The organism is Variovorax brevis (assembly GCF_030317105.1).
Lineage (GTDB): Bacteria > Pseudomonadota > Gammaproteobacteria > Burkholderiales > Burkholderiaceae_C > Variovorax > Variovorax brevis.
In genome coordinates this window covers 12,596-31,628 of sequence record NZ_JASZYG010000021.1, presented here as the reverse complement: position 1 = coordinate 31,628, position 19,033 = coordinate 12,596, and the positions used below count along the sequence as shown (strand labels likewise).

The 19,033-nt window shown below is 66.8% G+C and carries 11 protein-coding genes and 1 tRNA gene; 1 reads left to right on the top strand and 11 read right to left on the bottom strand.

Annotated elements, in window-relative coordinates; genetic code table 11:
- Positions 1 to 28: 28 nt before the first annotated feature.
- From QTI66_RS33710 to QTI66_RS33695, 4 genes are read right to left on the bottom strand one after another with little or no spacing between them, the layout of a single operon-like run.
- Positions 29 to 997, bottom strand: a complete 969-nt coding sequence (locus QTI66_RS33710) for an ABC transporter permease (protein WP_286564732.1) — start codon at positions 995 to 997, stop codon at positions 29 to 31.
- The gene (locus tag QTI66_RS33705) at positions 994 to 1,974 is read right to left on the bottom strand and encodes an ABC transporter permease (RefSeq protein WP_286564731.1); all 981 of its coding nucleotides are present in this window, start codon (positions 1,972 to 1,974) and stop codon (positions 994 to 996) included. The genes QTI66_RS33710 and QTI66_RS33705 overlap by 4 nt, the downstream gene beginning before the upstream one ends.
- Positions 1,974 to 3,512 (bottom strand): sugar ABC transporter ATP-binding protein, encoded by a 1,539-nt coding sequence (locus QTI66_RS33700; RefSeq protein WP_444815084.1) that lies wholly within the window; start codon positions 3,510 to 3,512, stop codon positions 1,974 to 1,976. The genes QTI66_RS33705 and QTI66_RS33700 overlap by 1 nt, the downstream gene beginning before the upstream one ends.
- Entirely contained in the window at positions 3,509 to 4,633 is a 1,125-nt protein-coding gene (locus QTI66_RS33695; RefSeq protein ID WP_286564729.1) for a sugar ABC transporter substrate-binding protein, read from the bottom strand. The genes QTI66_RS33700 and QTI66_RS33695 overlap by 4 nt, the downstream gene beginning before the upstream one ends.
- Before the next feature lie 244 nt (positions 4,634 to 4,877).
- Between QTI66_RS33695 and QTI66_RS33690 the strand changes: the two genes are divergently transcribed.
- Entirely contained in the window at positions 4,878 to 7,634 is a 2,757-nt protein-coding gene (locus QTI66_RS33690) for an FAD-dependent oxidoreductase (RefSeq protein ID WP_286564728.1), read from the top strand.
- Between the two features lie 7 nt (positions 7,635 to 7,641).
- Here the strand turns inward: QTI66_RS33690 and QTI66_RS33685 are convergent, their stop codons facing one another.
- The 7 genes from QTI66_RS33685 to QTI66_RS33655 form a co-directional block, all read right to left on the bottom strand.
- Positions 7,642 to 13,002 carry an AAA family ATPase gene (locus QTI66_RS33685; protein WP_286564727.1) on the bottom strand — a complete coding sequence of 1,787 codons (5,361 nt, stop codon included), beginning with the start codon at positions 13,000 to 13,002 and terminating at the stop codon, positions 7,642 to 7,644.
- Between the two features lie 148 nt (positions 13,003 to 13,150).
- Positions 13,151 to 13,226 (bottom strand) — tRNA-Phe (locus QTI66_RS33680).
- 65 nt (positions 13,227 to 13,291) lie between these two features.
- Positions 13,292 to 13,987 carry a response regulator gene (locus QTI66_RS33675; protein ID WP_286564726.1) on the bottom strand — a complete coding sequence of 232 codons (696 nt, stop codon included), beginning with the start codon at positions 13,985 to 13,987 and terminating at the stop codon, positions 13,292 to 13,294.
- Positions 13,988 to 14,008: 21 nt separating this feature from the next.
- Positions 14,009 to 16,288: a sensor histidine kinase gene (locus tag QTI66_RS33670; protein WP_444815083.1), complete on the bottom strand. Its 2,280-nt coding sequence runs from the start codon at positions 16,286 to 16,288 to the stop codon at positions 14,009 to 14,011.
- Positions 16,289 to 16,350: 62 nt separating this feature from the next.
- Entirely contained in the window at positions 16,351 to 16,911 is a 561-nt protein-coding gene (locus QTI66_RS33665) for a DUF4390 domain-containing protein (protein ID WP_286564769.1), read from the bottom strand.
- A gap of 52 nt (positions 16,912 to 16,963) precedes the next feature.
- Complete coding sequence (gene rsmB / locus QTI66_RS33660) at positions 16,964 to 18,328, bottom strand: 16S rRNA (cytosine(967)-C(5))-methyltransferase RsmB (RefSeq protein ID WP_286564724.1); 1,365 nt, start codon at positions 18,326 to 18,328, stop codon at positions 16,964 to 16,966.
- Positions 18,329 to 18,384: 56 nt separating this feature from the next.
- Complete coding sequence (locus QTI66_RS33655; RefSeq protein WP_286564723.1) at positions 18,385 to 18,990, bottom strand: LemA family protein; 606 nt, start codon at positions 18,988 to 18,990, stop codon at positions 18,385 to 18,387.
- Between the last annotated feature and the right edge of the window lie 43 nt (positions 18,991 to 19,033).

Genomic DNA, 19,033 nt, shown 5'->3' with positions numbered 1-19,033 from the left:
TCAGGTCTTGTTGTTGGATGTCTTGTGTCTATTGCGAATGCCGCTGGCCGCGCCCGTACACCAGCAACATCGCGATGATCACGACGCCATAGGTGACCTGCCTGCCCATCTCCGGAATTTGCATCACCGAGAGGATGGATTGCAACAGCGTGATGAGCATGACACCCACCACAGTGCCCAGGTACGAGCCGCGCCCGCCGAGGATGTTGGTGCCCCCCAGCACCACCGCCGCAATGGCGGGCAGCAGATAGGCGTCGCCCATCGCCTGGTAGGCCTTGGTGGAGTAGCCCGTCAGCAGCACGCCCGCCGCCGCCGAACAGGCGCCGGCAATGGTGAAGCACAGCAGCGTGACCCAGCGCGTGTTGATGCCCGACAGGTAAGCCGCGCGCTCCCGGTTGCCGACCGCGTAGATCGCGCGGCCCAGCGTGCTGCGGTGGAGCATGAACATGGTGAGGCCGCCGATCACGGCCCACACCAGAAGCGCGTTGGGAATGCCGAAGAACGAACGCCCCGTGGCAATGAGGTGCATGGCCGCCGTCGAACGGTCTTGCGGCGCGAAGCCGCCGGTCTGCACCACGATCAGCCCCTGCGCCACCGCGTTGATTCCCAGCGTGAAGATCATCGACGGCACGCGAAGATAAGCCACGCCGATGCCATTGACCGCGCCCAGCACGCATCCGCAGAAGATGCCGAAGGGAATGGCCAGCATCTCGCCAGTCTGCCCCCACCAACCGGCAGCGGCGGCCGACATCACGCCACCCACGGTGACGATCCACGGCACCGACAGGTCGATGCCGCCCAGCAGGATCACCAGCATCGCGCCCGTCGCCACGATGCCGAGGAAGGATGCGATCTGCAATTGCAGCAGCAGGTATTCCGCCGAGAGAAAGTTCTTCGAATAAAGGCTGCCGATGAGCAGCAGCGCGACGGTGCAGGCCGCCGCGGCAATCACCGGCAACTGGCCGGAGCGCTTCAATCGAAGGGCGAGCTCCGTCACTTGAACAGGTCCAGTCGATTGCTGACCTTGAGCAACTGCAGCGCGCCCAGGCTCACGGCCGTGAGAAGAATGACGCCCTGGAACAGTGGCTGCCACAGCGGCTCGAGGTCGAAGACAAAGAGCAGGTCGCCGATGGTGCGCAGCACCAGCGCGCCGAACACCGAGCCGATGGCGCTGCCCGCACCACCTGCCAGCGACGTCCCGCCGATGACCACTGCGGCAATCGAGTTGAGCGTGTACACACCCCCGATGGCCGACGAGGCCTCGCCTGAGTAGGTCACGAAAGTCAGCAGCAGCCCGCCGATGGCCGCGAGCAATCCGGCCAGCGTGTACGTGACGAGCTTGGTGCGCCCGATGTTCACACCCGACATGTAGGCCGCCCCCTCGGCCGAGCCGATGGCCAGTGCCGCGCGACCGATGGCCGAGCGCCGGTAGGGCACCCAGACCAGCAGCACCACCGCCAGCAAGACCACCAGCATCGTCGGCACGCCGCCGGGCAACGCGCCGGTCAGGGCATCCGCGAGGCCGGCGTACACGTCGCCGCCCGGCACTGGCCGCAAGCCCAGCGCGATGCCGAAGTAAATCGTGCCCGTCGCCAGTGTCGTGATGATCGGCTGCAACCTGCCGTAGACGATGATCGCGCCGTTGATCCAGCCGCACAGCGCACCCACGCCCAGCACCACGACCACACCCACCGCCGCCTGCAAGGGCGTGCCCACGACGAGGTGCGAGGCCAGGCAGTTGGCCAGCACGAACACCATGCCCACCGACAGGTCGATGCCCGAGGTCAGCACCGGCAAGGTCTGCGCCATGGCGACGATGGCGAGCAGCACGCCCTTGTTGGTCGCGGTCGTGAGCACAGGAACGGTCCAGCCCGATTGATGCTTGGTGATGTAGAGCGCGAAGATCAGGACGAACATCGCGAACGCGGCGTAGGCACCGCGGTGTTCGCGCAGATGGAAGCGCCAGTCGGACATCAGTGCACCGCCTCCGTCGTGAGATTGAGCGCGCTGGACACCAGCGCGTGCTCGGTCAGTTCGGCGCCGGCCAGCCAGCGCACGATGCGGCCGTCGAAGAACACGGCCACGCGGTCGCAGCAGCCGATGAGTTCTGCATAGTCGGTCGAATAGAGCAGCACCGCCGCGCCCTCGTCCGCGAGGCGGCGCAGCAGCACGTACATCTCCTGCTTGGTGCCGACGTCGATGCCGCGCGTCGGGTCGCTCAGCAGGATGATGCGCGGCGTGTTCATCAGCCACTTGGCGATGACCACCTTCTGCTGGTTGCCGCCCGACAGCGTGCCCACCGCATCGCTCAACTCCGGCGCCTTGATGGAGAGCTTGCGCACCATGTCGCCGGTGGCCTTGTCTTCCTCGGACGCGATGACGACACCGGCGCGGCTCAGGCGCTCCAGCGCGGCAAAGCTCAGGTTGTCGCGCACGGACATGGGCAGCATCAGGCCGTCGGTCTTGCGGTCTTCGGGCACCAAAGCGATGCCGATGTCCTCGCGCTTGGCCATGCGGGGGCTCTTCACGCTGACGGGCTTGCCGTCCAGGCGCACCTCCCCGCTCACGCCGCGCAGCACGCCAAACAGCGCCAGGAAGAATTCGCGCTGGCCTTGGCCGTCGAGCCCGCCGAGGCCGACGATCTCGCCGGGGCGCGCCACCAGTTCGATGTCATGCAGCCGGCCATTCCACGACAGGCCGCGCACGTCGAGCGACGGCGCGGCCGTTTCGGTGGCGGGTCGCGGCGGTGGCTTGGGCGGAAACGCGTGCGCAATGTCGCGCCCGATCATCATCTCCACGGTCTGCGCGTCGGTCCTGGTGCCGGCCTGGAAGGTCGCCACGTGCTGGCCATTGCGGAACACCGAGCAGTCGTCCGCCAGGTCCGCAATCTCCTTCATGCGGTGCGAGATGTAGACGATGGCCAGGCCTTCGCTGCGCAGGCGCTTGAGCAGCGTGTAGACGCGCTCCACGTCGGCGGCGGTGAGGGCGGAAGTGGCTTCGTCGAGGATCAGGATCTTGGGCTCCCGCGCCAGCGCCTTTGCGATCTCGACCATCTGCCGCCGGGAGAGCGACAGGCTCCCCACCGGCGCCAGCGGATGAATGCCTTCGGCGCCCGCCCGCGCGAGTGCCGCCTCGGCGATGCGCCGCTGCGCCTTGCGGTCGATCAGGCCGAACCTGCGCGGCGGATTGGTGATGCAGATGTTGTCCGCCACGCTCAGGTCCGGCATCAGCGACAGCTCCTGGAAGATGCACGCGATGCCGGCCGAGACGGCCTCCTGCGGATGCGCGAAGCGGCGCTCCGTTCCCTCCAGCACGATGCGGCCCTCGTCCGGCTGCACCACGCCGGCCATCATCTTGATGAGCGTCGACTTGCCCGCGCCGTTCTCGCCGAGCAGCGCGTGGATGCGCCCCGGCGCGCAGGCGAACTTCGCGCGCTCCAATGCGCGCACGCCGCCATAGCGCTTGGAGACGTCGACCAGTTGGAGGATGGGATCCAAATCGCGTTGCGTCAGTTGTTCTTCTCGTCCTTCGACATGATGTCGGTGGCCTTGAGGTTTACACCGCAGGGCGGGAAATCATTGGTCGTGAAGAAGTTGTCCGTCAGGTCCGGGAAGTAGTTTTCGCCCGCCTTGAAGTTCGGATGCGTCGCCGTGGGGATCGGCACTGAAATCAACTGCGGCATCACCTTGCCTTGCAGCGCCGCGACGGCCGCCTTCATCGAGATCGCCACCAGGCCCGGCGACTGTCCGAGCGAGGTGCACAGCAACCCGTCCTTGGCGCGCTCGGCGCACAGCTTGCGGAAGCCGTTCTCCGCCTCGCCAGCCACCGGAATCATCTTGTGCTTGGCATCGATCAGCGCGCGCACCGCGCCGGTGGAGCCGCCCTGCACGAACATGCCGTCGAAGTTCTTGTGCACCGCGACCGCATCGGCCACCGCCTTCTGCGCCGTGCCGTCGTCCCAGTTGCCGACCACTTCCACCACCTCGAACTTGTTGCCCGGTGCCTCGACCACCTTGCGGAAGCCCAAGTGCCGATCGCGGTCCACCGAGTTGCCCGGCACGCCGCGCACCTCGATCAGCTTGCCGCTCTTGCTCGGGATGTTCTTGACCAGCCAATCGCCGGAGAGCGTGCCCATCGCCGTCTGGTCCTCGTTGACCATCATCACTTCCGTGCTGTCGAGCACGTTGTCGAAGGGCACCACCACCACGCCCGCCGCATTGGCGCGCTTGATGACGGGCGCGAAGGCCGTCGGGTTCACCGCAATGGTGACGATGGCGTCATAGCCCGAGTTGATGAAGTTGTCGATGGCCGCGATCTGCGCCGCCACGTCCGTGCCGGTCGAGACGATCTTGAACTCCTTGATGTTCTCCTTCATCTCCGGCGTGGCCGCATAGGCCTTGGCCATTTTGATCATCTGGATGCGCCAGGTGTTGCCGACGAAGCCGTTGGCCAGCGCGATGCGGTACGGCCCCTTCTTGGCGGGCCACTGGAAGTACTTGGTGCTGGCGTCCCACGGCTTGAAGCACGAGGGGTTTTCGCCGGGGCCGCTGACCACATTCGGCCCCGCGGCGATGACGGCGGTGGAGGCGACCAGCGCCGCTGCGGCGGCGACAAGGCGAGTGCGAAAGTTCATTGCTGTCTCCTGTTGTTGGATTTGAGGCCCGATGAACGTGACCTGCCAACGGGCCGGAACCGGAACAATGCTGCGCGCGCACCTGCACTGCGCTGGTGAAGGTTGCACGATCATCATACAAATTCACAGTCTTGCGACTGGCTCGGGAATTACCCTCGGCACGCCCCCGAACTGCAAAGAGTTACCTCTTTTCCCCGGAAGCCCTACCATCGCGCACCAAACAAAATCTCGTCGAGGAGCTTCCATGGGCAAGTCGGTTGCAGTGCTGGGCGGGGGGATCGGCGGCTTGACGGCCGCGCATGAACTGCTCGAGCGGGGCTTCGAAGTCACCGTGTACGAGCTCAAGAAGATTCCGGGCGGCAAGTCGCGCACCATTCCTGCCACGGACACCGGCAAGGGCGGTCGGCCCGACCTGCCGGGCGAACACGGCTTTCGCTTCATTCCCGCGTTTTATCGGCACCTGCCCGACTCGATGAAGCGCATCCCATTCGGAAAAGCCACCTGCTACGACAACCTGACGGCGACGAGCCGCATCGAGATTGCGCAGTTCGCCGGCGACCCGGTGATCACGCCTTCGCGCTTTCCACGCTCGCTGACCGACGTGCTGCTGATCCTCAAGGACGCCTTCGACACCAAGATCGGCTTGAAACCCGGCGAGATCGAGTTCTTTGCCGACCGCTTGTGGCAGGTGATGACCTCGTGCGACGAGCGTCGGCTGCACGAGCTTGAGAAGGTGTCGTGGTGGGAATTTGTCGGTGCCGGGAGCCGCTCGCTGGCGTATCAAAAGTTTCTTGCGGAGGGCCTGTCGCGCTCGCTGGTGGCGGCGAATGCACGGGTGGGCAGCGCCCGCACCATCGGGCAGGTGCAGGTTCACCTGTTGTTCGGCGAGTTCGACTTCGCTGCCGGCAGCACCGATCGCGTGCTCGACGGGCCGACCAGTCCGCAACTGCTGGAGCCGTGGATCGCCTGCATCGAGAAATTGGGCGGCACCTACCTGACCCAGCGCCGCGTCCATTCAATCGACTGCGCCAATGGCCGCGTCACCGGCGCGCAGGTGGAAGACCTGAGCTCCGGCACGATCACGCAGGTCGTCGCCGACTACTACGTCTGCGCCATGCCCGTCGAGGTGATGGGCCCGTTGGTGAGCGACGCGATGGTGGCGGCCGATCCGGCGCTGGCCACCATCCGCGAGATCTCGCCGCAGGTGCGGTGGATGAACGGCATCCAGTTCTTCCTGAAAACCGACGTGCCGGTGATTCACGGCCACGTGCTCTACGTGGATTCGCCGTGGGCCATCACGTCGATCTCGGAGGCGCAGTTCTGGAAAGGCATCGACCTGCGCAACTACGGCGACGGCACGGTGAACGGCATCCTGTCGGTCGACATTTCGGATTGGCAAACCGCCGGCAAATTCATCCCGCAGCCCGCGCAAGACCTGGATCCCGACAAGATCGCTGATGAGGTGTGGCAGGAACTGAAGCTGGCCCTCAACCGCGACGGCCATGTGCTCCTGCGCGATGAGGACAAGGTGGGCTGGTTCCTGGACACCGACATCGAAGACCCCAACCCGCTCAGGCCGCACAAGGACATCAACCTCGAGCCCCTGTTCATCAACTCGCCCGACAGCTGGGCCAAGCGGCCGCAGGCCGGCACCGCCATCGAGAACCTGGTACTCGCCTCGGACTACGTGCAGACCAACGCCGACTTGGCCTGCATGGACTCAGCCAACGAGGCCGCGCGCCGCGCCGTCAACGCCATTCTCGACCGCACCGGATCGACCGAGGCGCGCTGCACGATCTGGGACATGGGCATGCCCGAAATGTTCGCGCCCTTCCGGCTGCATGACCAGCAGCGCTGGGACGAAGGCAAGCCTTGGGACGGCGGGCTGTTCAGCGGCGTGCCGGGGAAGGCCGGTTGGGCGGAGTTGTCCGCTGGTATCGCGCAGCACGTACTCGACGTTGACGCGCCGGGCGCCGCACCCACCGGCATCCCGCCCGTCAACGCCGGTGTGATCACGCTCGCCGATGACGCAGGTCATATCGACCAATACCGCAATGCCTCGCACGTCTTCTGGTACACCGAGTGGTGGTACTTCAACTGGGTCGATCCGAAGACGCGCAAGTCAGGGATGGTGACCTTTTCGTGCTTCAACCCGACCGATGTCGACCTGGTGGGCGCGGTCAACCTCAACGCGGCCGTCTTCGGCGAGAGCGGCAACGACGTGACGGTGAAGATGGACTACCACGGCCTCTCGGAATTCTGGGCGTCGTCCGAGCGCGCCGACGTCACGCTGGCCGGCAACACGCTGCGCGCGATCGACGCCAACACCTACGAAATCAAGGCGACGTCCGACGACGGCACCGTTGCGATGTCGCTGGTCTACACGCAAGCCGACGCGCCGCAGATCCTCGCCAGCAACGTGCAGGGCGGCAAGCCGTGGGAGATCAGTTCGTGGCTCGCCTACATGCCGTCGGCCCGCGTGAACGGATGGGTCACGGTCAATGGCGAGCGCATCGACCTGGTCGATGCCACCGGCTACCACGACCACGACTGGGGCATCTGGTTCCTGCCCGGAAACGTGTGGGCCTGGGCGGCGTTCTCCGATCCTTCGCGCGAGATCGCCTTCGACGTCGGCCTGCATGCGGCCTTCCAGAAGTCGGTCGCCTATTTCCGACATGGCGACTTGCGGCTGCGCTTTCCGCAGGACTCCTTCGTCTCGGCCTTCTCGGATTGGGAGCGGTGGAAGATCGTCTTCAAGTACCCGAAGACCGTCACGTTCTCGGCGGTGGACGACACCAAGGAATACAAGGTCGAGATGAGCTGGAAAGTCACCGGCACCGCCACGCTGTGGAAGTATCCGTTGATCGTGTTCGAGCAGGCCGCGCAGTTCCAGGGGCGCCTCTTGAAAAAGTCGGGCGACGACTGGGTTGATGTGGTCGACTTCGATGTGCTCGGCTTCTGCGAATACACGAGCGAGTGGGACGGCACCGGCCCCACCTGAAGGGCCACTACTTGCGCGACATCTGCAGCACGCCGGTCCACTCGGGGCCGGGCGCCTGCGCCAGCAGTTCGTCGCAGCGATTCCGAAAGGCCAGCGCGGCGCCGTCCTGCGGGCACGCCTTCACCGCCGCGTCGAAGCCCGCGCGCGCATCGGCCCACTCGCGCGCATGGAAGGCCTCACAGGCGTTGCGATAGCGCTCCAGCGTGGCAGCCTTGGCGTCGCGAATCGCCGGCGGATCGGCATCGAACACTTCGTGCACCAGCACCGGTTCCGCGCGCCCCACCAGCACCACGCGACCCACGGGACGCGTGAGGCAGGCGCCCGGCCGCGCCAGGCCGCGCACCGTCTCGTCGCCCGCGAGCAGCGGTACACCCAGTTGCTTGGTCAGCCCCTCGATGCGCGCCGCGAGGTTGACCGGATCACCGATCACGCCGCACTTGATGCGGTTCGGCCCGCCGATGGTGCCCAGCATCAGCGCGCCGGTGTTGATGCCAATGCCGATGGACAGCGGCGCCAGCCCGGCGCCCGCACGCTCATCGTTGAAGACCTGCAAGGCGCGCAGCATGCCGATGCCCGCGGCCACCGCGTCGTCAGGCGTGCCGTCGAACAGCGCCATGATCGCGTCGCCGATGTAGCTGTCAACGAAGCCGCGGTTGGCAAGAATCGCCGGCTCCATGCGCCCGATGTACGCGTTGATGAAGTCGATGCTGGCGCGCGGCGTGAGGCTTCCGATCAGCGGTGTGAAGCCCCGGATGTCCGAGAACAGCACCGACAGCGACTTGGACGCGTGGTCGCCCAGCCGCACGTCCTGGATGTTCTGGCGCCCGAGCGAAGCCAGGAACTGGTGCGGCACGAAACGGGCATGCGCATTGGTCAGCGCCACCTGGGCGTCCAGCGAGCGTTCGAGGTCCTGCACCAGCCCGGCGTTCTCGATCGAGATGGCGGCCTGCGTCGCGATGACCTGCAGGAACTCGACGCGGTCCGGCGTGAAGGCGCCAGCCACCAGATCGTTCTCCAGCAGGATGGCGCCGATGAGTTCGCCATGGCGCAGCATGGGTGAGCAGGACACCGAGCGTGGACGCGCCCGCGTGACGTACGGGTCGAGATGAAAGGTCGCGTCCTGCGGCGCGTCGTCGATCACCAGGGCGCGGCGTGTGCGCAGCACCAGGTGCACGGCGGCCTGGAACACGTCGGCCGTGCCGAGCGCGCCATCGGCGAGCACGTCGGCATCGGGGTGGTCGACGTGCGCCCGGGCCAGCACGCGCCAGTCGCCGTCGCCGCGCGCCACCAGCACCGCCTGGCGCGCGCCCGCATTGGCCAGCAGCAGGCTGCACAGTTCGCCCACCACGTCCGGCAGCCGCAGCTTCTCGGACACGGCCTGCGCGGCGCGGGTGATGGCGCGTGCGTCGAGGGCTTCACCCGAGCCGGAACTCGATGTCGTCGATCGGGGCGTCTTTGGTGCGGGCAACACGGCGGCGAGTTCCGGGTGCAGTTCGTCAAGCCGGCGCACCAGCCGCCGTGCGCCCCATCGGTGCCACGCTGCGCGCGCCCCGAGGTGATGCGCGCGGGCGACGATGGCCATGCCGGCATCCGTCGCGCAACCGGCCGCAAGCTGGTGCGCGAGCGCTTCATCGTGCGGGTTCTGCGCGGTGATCGCCGCAGCGATGGCTTGCTCGTAGCGGCGCAGCGCGTCCCCCACCTTGCCGGCGCTGCGGGCGCGCTCGCCTTCCACCAGTTCCCAGCGCGCGAGGAACGTCGTCGGCACGCGTTGGGCCCAGGCGGACAAGCGGCGCTGGTTGGCAGCCACCGTGCGCGACCAGCGCGGACGCGCGCGGCCTTCCCGCGCCACGGCCAGCAGCGCGAGCGATTCATGAAACTGGAAGAAGGGAACGAACAACTGCCCGTCGATGCCTGCACGGTAGGCGCGGCAGCCGGCGGCAGCCGCCAACGCGTCGTCCCAGTTGCCGCCCAGACAGGCCTTGCACGAGCGCCACGCATGCGCATAGGCCACCGACGTGGCGTCGCCGCGTTCCGTCGCGAGTTGCAGCACGCGGCCCTCGTCGATGTCGCCCATCACGACCGGCTCGTCGTCGCGCAGCCATGCGATGGTGTCGCGCACCAGCAGCATCACCAGGCCGACCTTTTGCTGGTTGTGCCGCAGGATTGCCTCGTGGTGGGCGCCACACGCCACCGACAACGCGCGCAAGTCCTGCCCGGCGAACAGCGCGTGCGAGTCCAGGCCGTAGAAGCAGTAGCTGTAGTACTCGAGGTCGCCCGTCTCCAGACCCGCGGCGGCACCCAGGCGGAAGGGCTCCATCGTGTCGGCCAGCGGCTGGCTCCAGGGCAGGATGAACAGGCTGTTCAGGAAGCGCACCTTGGCTTCGAAATCGCGCGCGCCGGTGCGGTCCATCACCGCCAGTGCGAGCCGGCCGAAGGCGAGACCCCCGCTGTAGTCGCCGAGCACCGCGCACATCGCCAGGCCATAGCAAACGTAGGCGAAGGCGGACTGCGGCGTCGTTCCATGCCGGATCGACCGGCGGACCAGTTCGAACACCATCTGCGGAAAGAGCTGCGGCTCGTTGGCATAGGCCGCGGGACTCACGTCGACCAGCACGCGCATCGCGACGCGCATGGCCGGATCGCTCATTTCCGGCAGGTCCACGAGGCTCGCGACGGGTCGGCCGCGCAAGTCCCACTTGGTGCGCAGCAGCCCGGCGACGACGTGGTGCTGGCGTCCCTTGCGCGGCAGCGGGACGCCCAGTGCCGCGAGCACAGGAAGCGCCACGTCCAGCGACTCGCCATAGGCCATCGCGCTCACCAGTAGCCGGATCTTGACGGCTGTCGCGCTGGCCCGCTCCACTTCCGAGCGGGCGTGGCGAACGATCTCGTCGTGCACCGTCTCCAGGGCCGGGCGGTCTGAAAGCAGGAAGGCCGCCTTCAGTGCCTCGAAGGACAGCGCATGCAAGGTGTCGCCGGCCGACTGCCAGCCTTCTTCACCCAGCAGGGCGCGGCCGGCGTCCGCATAGCGCCGCGCGGCGTCCCATGCCATCGAGCCATTCGCCTTTTGCGCCGCGCGCAGAAAGATCGAGGCGATGTCGATGCGCTCCCGCGGCTCGCGCACCTCATCGCCGGCCGCTTCGAAATGCGTGGCGATGTCGAACAGGCGCTCATCGACCTGTGCGGGCGCCAATGCGAGCAGCAGACGGCCGACCCGGTGGTGCGCGCCGGGCCGCCGATCGGCCGGAATCATCCCGTAGGCGGCCTGCTGGACGCGGTCATGCAGAAAGGCATACACGACCTGGCTGGCGCCGGCGGTGTCATCGGCAAGCGTCGTGTACTTGTAGTCGTCGCCGACCGGGACGAGGATGTCGTTGCCCAGCGCTGCGGCCAGGTCGGCACGCGTCTCCTGGGCCGTGCGGCCGGCCACCTGCGCCAGGGTTGCGAGGTCGAAGGTGTGGCCGACCACGGCGGCGAATTCGAGCGCATCGCGCGTCGCCGCGGGCAGCCGTGCGATGCGGGCGATGACCAGGTCCACCACGTTGTCCGTCGTGTGTCGTCTGCGGACCAGCGCCAAGTCCCACTGGAACTCACGCCGCCCGAAATCGAAATGCAGAAGACCATCACGGCTGAGTTCGCGCAGGAACTCGCCCACGAAGAAGGGGTTTCCGCCGGTCTTTGCGGTCACCAGATCGGCCAAGGGCCCGACGGCATCGGCCTGCGCATGCGTCGCCTCGACCAGCAGGCGGGCCACCGCGTGGCGATCGAGGGGCGCCAGCATCAGGCGCACGGGCGGGGCACCCGTGCCCTCTTCCAACTCCTGCAGGAAGAGGCGAAACGGATGCGAGGGCCCGACCTCCGCGTCGCGCATGGCGACCACCACAAGCAGGTGCGTCATGTCCGCATCGGTCAGCAGGGTCTGGAGCAAGGCGAGCGAGGCGCCATCGGCCCACTGCAGATCGTCGATGAAGAGAACGAGCGGATGTTCGGCATTGGCCAGTGCGCGCACGAAGCTGCGAAGCACCAGCGTGAATCGGATCTGCGCTTCCGACAAGCCCAGCGCCAGCACCGGCGGTTGCGGGCCGAGCACAGGGGCGAGTTCCGGCACCAGGTCCAGCAACACCTGCCCGTTCGGCGCGAGCGCATCGCCCAGTTCGGCGCGCCACACGGCCAGCCGATCGTCAGGCTCCGTCAGCAGGCGCCGCGCGATCTGCCCGAAGGCCTGGATGATGGCGACGTAGGGCAGGTCGCGGCGGAACTGGTCGAACTTGCCGTGCACGTGCAATGCCCGCGCGGCGGAAGCCAGGCGGGCGATCTCGCCGACCAGCACGCTCTTGCCGATGCCCGACGGCCCCTCCACCACCACCAGCTGCACGGCACCTGCGCGGCTGCGCGAAAGCGCCTGGTCCAGATCAGCGACTTCCCGCGCGCGTCCGATCAGGCTCTGCGGAATGCGGAACTCATCGCTGGCGTCGTGCTGGCCGATGGGGAACGGCGGCACGCTGTCGCCATCGAGCGTCTCGAGGCAGCGCCGCAGATCCGCGTGCACGCCGGCGGCACTCTGGTAGCGCGCTTCGGCGTCCTTGGCGATGAGCTTGAGGATCAGGTCCGCGAGCACGCGCGGCAACTCGGGCCGGTGCTCGCGCGGCGATGCGGGAATCCTCGCGATGTGCTGGTGCACCAGGTCCAAGGGGTCTTGGCTGCGAAAGGGCAGCACGCCGGTCGCCAGCTCGTACAGTGTGATGCCCAAGGCATAGAGATCGGAGCGCCGGTCGATGCGCCGGTTCATGCGCCCGGTTTGCTCCGGCGCCATGTACGCCAGGGTGCCTTCGAGCTCATTGGGCGCGAGCTCGCGCGCCGTCTCGCGGGCGATGCGCACCGCAAAGCCGAAGTCCGTCAGCCGCACCTGCTGCTCGCCGATGACGATCACATTGGCGGGTTTGATGTCCTTGTGGATCACGCCGCAGGCATGCACCGCCGCCACTGCATCGGCGAGTGCGCAGCCCAGTTGCAGCACGCTGCGCAGCGGCATCCGGGGCGACAGCCTCGACGACATCGCGACGCCGCCGACGTCTTCCAGCACCAGCGCATGGCGCGCGTGCCACTGTTCGACGCCCAGGGCGCGAACAACGGCCGTCGCAGGCAGGGTGGCCGTGATCTCCACCTCGTGGTGCAGCCGTGCGACTTCCAGCGGTGTGGGTTGCGATGCGGTCGGCATCTTGAGGACGACCGACTGGCCATCGCGACTGCGCTGCGCCCGCCATGTCGCGTGCGTCGCGCTGTGGCCCAGCCGTTCGCGCACGCGATAACCGGGCGTGTGAATGGGGATGTTCGAAGGCGCCGCGGCCTGGATGATGGATGCGTCCACCATTCCCTCTGTGAGTTGTTTTGAGGCAGTCGGTGGGGACTGCAGGCCTCATTGAACCATTGGGGCTGCGGGCTGTGCAAGGCGGTAAAGCCTTGGGCGCGGAAAAGACAACGCCCCAGAACCCTGATGGGCGCTGGGGCGCTTTGAAGACTGGTGGCCTGGGGCGGAATCGAACCACCGACACGCGGATTTTCAATCCGCTGCTCTACCAACTGAGCTACCGGGCCATTTCTCTTTGCAGAGATCCCTTTCGGGAGGCTTCCAACTCACCTGAGCGGGTTGGAGCCCACGATTATACAGCGCTTCTACGGCCTCTCGAAAGATCGACGCCCAACTGCTTCAACTTTCTGTACAGGTGGGTTCGCTCGAGTCCGGTTTTCTCGGCAACGCGCGTCATCGAGCCGTTCTCCATCGCGAGATGGAACTCGAAGTAGGCCTTCTCGAAACCATCGCGAGCATCGCGCAGCGGGCGATCGAGATCGAAGCTTTGCGTGGACTGCGGACCGGGGTCGGGCAGCGGCGACAAGGCCGGTGCCGGAATCAATGCGCTCTCTCCGGTTGTCGTGACCACGGCGGCAAAGGTGCTCGTCGTGGGCACCACGCTCGCTGCCGCACGCCGCGCGCTCTCGCGGGCCAAGCCCTGCTCCACCGCCTTGAGCAGCTTCTGCATGGTGATCGGCTTCTCAAGGAAAGCGAAGGCGCCGATGCGGGTGGCGTCCACTGCCGTGTCGATGGTGGCATGGCCACTCATCATGATGACCGGCATGGTCAGGAGGTTGGCGGTGGACCACTCTTTCAGGAGCGTGACACCGTCGGTGTCAGGCATCCAGATATCGAGCAGGACCAAGTCGGGGCGCGCACGCTGTCGTGCCGCGCGCGCCTCTGCGGCGTTTTCCGCCAATTCGACGTTGTGGCCTTCGTCATTCAAAATTTCGAAGAGCAGGTCGCGGATGCCCAGCTCATCGTCGACCACTAGTATGTTTGCCATGAATGCTTCGTTGACGCGCGCTCAGGCGACGGAGGACGTGTGTTCTTCAGAAAATGCGTTGGGAGCGGCAGGCCGTTCGGCCGCCAGCGCAAATGATAACGAGACTTGCGCCCCTACCACAGCCCCGTCGTGCATGCGATTTGAAAGTTCTATGCGTGCCGCGTGCTCATCTGCAATCTTCTTGACTACAGCAAGCCCCAAACCGGTGCCTTTGGCTTTGGTCGTCACGTAGGGCTCGAAGGCGCGCTTGAGGATGTGCTCCGCAAACCCGGCGCCGCTGTCCTGCACCGTGAGGCGCACGCGCTCGCCGGTATCGCTCAGGCGCGTGCGAATGACGACGGCCCCGGGCGGTTGGTCTCCATGGTGGGCGGCCGTGGCCGCCTCGGTCGCGTCTTGGGCGTTTTGCAGCAGGTTGTGGATCACCTGCCGCAATTGTTGGGAATCGCCGCGAATCGGGCGGCAACGCGGGTCAAGTTCGGCGATCACCTCCAGATGCGGCTGATCGTCAGCGTCGTAGAGATGCAGCACGTCCATGACGAGGGCATTGAGATCGACGGGCTTCAGATCCGCCGCAGGCAGCCGTGCGTAGTCGCGGAATTCGTTGACGAGCCGCTTCATGGCGTCGACCTGGTCCACGATGGTCTTGACGGACTTGGTGAGCATGGCCTGCTCGGGCGCGCCCAGCTTGCCCGACAGCTTGATTTCCAGCCGCTCGGCCGACAACTGGATCGGCGTGAGCGGGTTCTTGATTTCGTGCGCCAAGCGGCGCGCTACTTCGCCCCATGCCTGTGCGCGCTGCGCTGAAACGATCTCCGAAATGTCGTCAAACACCAACAGTCGCGCCGGGCCGGGCAGCTCGGCGCCGCGCGCGACGATGTTGACGGCCTCCTGCGTGGCGCCGGTGCCGCCTTCGTGCAACTCGAAAGCATGCTGCCAGTGGTCCAGGCCATGCTGTGCGCGTTCGGCTTCGAAGTCGTCGAACTGCTGCTGCACGTCCCGGCCGAATTCCTCGAGGCCGGGCACGTCGGACAGCTTTTGCCCTTCGTAGGCGGCCAGCGGAACCCGCAGCACGCGCGTCGCGCCGGGATTGGTGGAAAGCACCAGGCCGGCGGAATTGAGCACGATGACGCCGGAGGTCAGGTTGTCCAGGATGGTCTGGAGGTTGGCGCGTGCGGCGTCGAGTTCACCCACCGTCTTTTCAACGGCGCCACGCGCATCGGCCAGTTGCTGGGTCATGACGGCAAAGGATCGCGTCAGTCCGCCGAGTTCGTCCTTGCCGGGGAGCACGGCCGTCGGTCGCAGGTCACCACCCGCGACCTGCCGCACCCCATCCGCGAGCACCAGCAAGGGCCGGGCGAGCTGATTGCCGAAGAGCACGGCGAGCAGCACGGCCCCAAAGACGGCGAGGAACAGGCTCAGCGTCAGTGTGCCGATGTACATGCGCAGCAGGCCTTCACGTGCCAAGGCGCGCTCCTGGTATTCGCGGTTGGCTTCCTGCACCGCCAGCGCGTTGGCGACCACGGCGGGTGGAATGGGCACGGTCACCTGCAGGAATCGCGTTTCGGCACCGAGCTCGAAGCCGGGGCGCCGCACCAGCGTGAGCGCGCGCACCGTGGCCGCCGGCGGGCCGGTGCCGAAAACCGGGGATTCGTCCAGCCCTTCGATATGGGCCACCGAGCGATCGGTGCGCGCCTGTCGCAGTTGCTGTGGCGTCGGCCGGTCTGGACTGAGCTGAAAGCGCGACGACCCCGCGCCGGCGATGAGCTGGCCGTTCCCGTTCCAGAGCACCACATCGCTGGCACCCAGTTGCTCGCGCACGCGCTCCAGCACCAGGCCTGCACTCGCATCGGGCACGTTGTCGAGTTGCGCGCTCGCGGAGCGTGCCTTGACCGACAGGTCTTCCGTGAGGGAATCGAGCGTGGCACGGCCGAGGTTCAGGCCCGCGTCGAGCGCCCCTTCCACCTTCACGTCGAACCAGCTTTCGATGGAGCGCGACACGAACTGGTAGGACACCACGTAGATCAGCAGGCCCGGCACCACGCCCACCAGCGCAAAGATCGCCGCCAGCTTGATGAGCAGCCGGCTGCCGAACTTGCCCTGCCGCAAGCGGCTGATCAACCGGAACGCCACCCAGCCGATGACCAGGAACAGCACCACAGCCACGACGACGTTGATGCCGAACAGCTTGGCGTAGTTGCGCTCGTACAGCGCGCGGTTGTTGGTGGACTGCGCGAGCAGGAACATCAGCACCAGGCCAATCGCCGTGACGGCGGCCGCGCCAACGCCGATGGCCCAGCGCATCGCCTTGGAACGGCGCGCCGCAGGCGACGACGGCGCACGCGCACCGCCGTGCGGCTTGTCAGTCACCTGATTTTCTCCATGGGCAATTTGGCGCTGCGCTCGACCGCAATGTTCCAGTCGGAATGACCGACCACGCCAATCTGGAACGGCCGGGGCAACTGCGAAGTATCGAGCCTGAAGCGAAACACCACAGAGTTCGTGGGATCGTCGGGGATGTCGGCCGCATCGCCCAGGCGCAGGCGGCCAATGCGCTTCACGGCTTCGAGCGCGTCGTCCAGCGAATCGAAGTTCTGGTTGAGCGTGGCGCCGAAGCCCGCGTTGGTGATGGGCACGGGCGACACATTGAGCCGCCAGCGGCGCGTGAGCGGCTGATAAGCCAGGCGCATGTGGCGGGCCACTTGGGCGAGGCGGGCGTCCATCCAGTACCAGCGTTCGCGGTACAGCTCGGCCTCGGCCACGAAATAGATCGCGATGCCCTTGTCGAGCACTTCCTCGACCAGCGGGGGCAAGGCGAACTGGACGGCGGCACTCAGGTAGACGCCATCGTCAACGCGCTCAAGCTTGAGCTGGGTGACTTCTGCCGCCGCGTTCTGGGCATGCGACAGCGGCGCCAGGCAGGCCATGCAGCAACCCACGATCAACAGGACGAGCGCCACCCAAGCCGGGCGGCGAGCCTCAGCGGGGGCTCTTTTCGAGCAATGCGTAGAAGAAACCGTCGTGGTCACCCAAAGCATTGTCCGGGACGCCACGCGCATTCCGCCCGCTTTGCGGCAGCAAATGACCCGGTGAGGGCCGCAATCGGGCATCGGTGTTGTGTGCAAGAAACGCATCGATTTGGTGCGATCCTTCCTCGCGAAACACCGAGCAGGTGCAGTAGAGCAATCGTCCGCCCGGTTTGACGAGGGGCCACAAAGCTGCAAGAAGCATGGACTGCTGGACGGCAAGCTGCGCAATGTCGCTTTCGCGGCGCAACCAGCGCACGTCCGGATGCCGCCGGACGATGCCCGAGGCGGTGCACGGCGCGTCCAGCAGGATGGCGTCGAAGGGCTGTCCATCCCACCAGTCGGCGGGACGGGAAGCGTCGGCAACGGTGACTTTGGCGCTCAGGCCGAGCCGCGACAGTGTGTCGTCGATTCGACGGCTGCGCTGCGCATCCACCTCGAGGGCGGTCACCTCGATGGCGGCGGCACCGGCAAATTCGAGCAGGTGGGCGGTCTTGCCGCCCGGCGCGGCGCAGGCGTCCAGCACGCGCCAAGGTCCGTCGGCGGCGCGCAAGCCATCCAGCAACAAGGGCGCGGCGAGCTGCGCAGCGGCATCCTGCACGGAGAACTCGCCTTCCGCAAAGCCCGGCAGCTGGCGAACGGGCCGAGCGCGCTCCAGCTGAACGCCGCTGGCGGCAACGGCGAACGCGGGCAGTGAGGCGCCGTCGAGCGCATGCAGATAGTTCGCAACCGTCGTCTTTTGCAAATTGACGCGCAGCGTCATCGGCGCCTGCGTGTTGTCGGCCGACAGCACGTTCTGCCAATCGCGAGGGTGGTCGCGCTTGAGCCGCTCGATCCACCAGCGCGGATGGTTCCATTGCGACACCGGCTCTCGCTCCGTGGCGTCGATCAGTTCGTCGCGCTCGCGCAGGAAGCGCCGAAGGCAGGCGTTGATGAAACTGGCCTGGGCGCGCGTGGACGACTGGCGCTTGGCCGCCTCGACGGCCTGGTCGACCAGCGTGAAAGGTTCATAGGGCGCCAGTTCGGGGTCCCATGCCAGCGCAAGGGCGGTGCACAGCAGCGCGTCGGCACCCGGCGGCGGCGTGCGGCGCGCCAGGTGACGACGAAGCGCTTCCGCGCGGCCCAGCCAGCGCAGGACCTGGAAGCCGAGCGCCTGGACACCAGGCCGTAGCGAAGGCTCGACCGCTTCGAACGCGACGGCGCCCGACACGCCCGAACGTACTTGTGCGAGAACGGCGGCGGTCTGCTGCAACTGTCGCCACAGCGGCGGCTGCTCATGCGGCGAGCCGCTGGAGGAATCTGAAGATGTGTCTGCCAAGGTGCGGTTGATGGTAACCCGCCGCCCATGGACCGGCAGTCGCGGGCTCAATGCATCTAGACCAGCGGCGCCGCGCGCCGCAGCCTGAACGCCCATGCAACGATCAATGCAGGAAACTGGCCAATGGCGACGTTGTAATGCGCGACGGCCTGGTTGAACTGGCCGCGGGCGATCTCGGCCATGGCCGAGGGCTCGGGCCATGCAAGCGGCGTGGCCAGTTCGGCTGTCGAATGGTCCGATTCATCCGCGTCGCCCGTCAGCGGCGCCGGGCGCGAAAGCGTACCGGTGGCGTCGAACACGATCACCTTGTCGGGGTACGTGCATTGCCAGGCCATGAGCAGGACGTGAATCGCCGTTCCCAGGGCCGACATGGCGACTGGATCCAGCGGCTTCAAGCGCGTGGCGGCAAGCATCTGGGACATCTGCGCCACCGCGGCGGGCAAGGCCTTGGCGGTCCCGGGTTCCGTCGGGGTGCCGTCCTGTGCCGACGCAATGTTGGCCTGCACGAAATCAACCTGCCGCACGAGTGCGGCGTCGAGCGCAGCGTAGGCCACCAGGCCCGCCGAGCGCAGCCGCATGAGCCGGTTGTGCGCGCCCACGAACCAGAAGAGCAGCACCGCAATGCCGACCCACCAGTAGACGGACTCCGGCACCACGCTCATTGAAATTCTTTCGTGCCTTCGCAGCACGCCACTGGATGCAAAA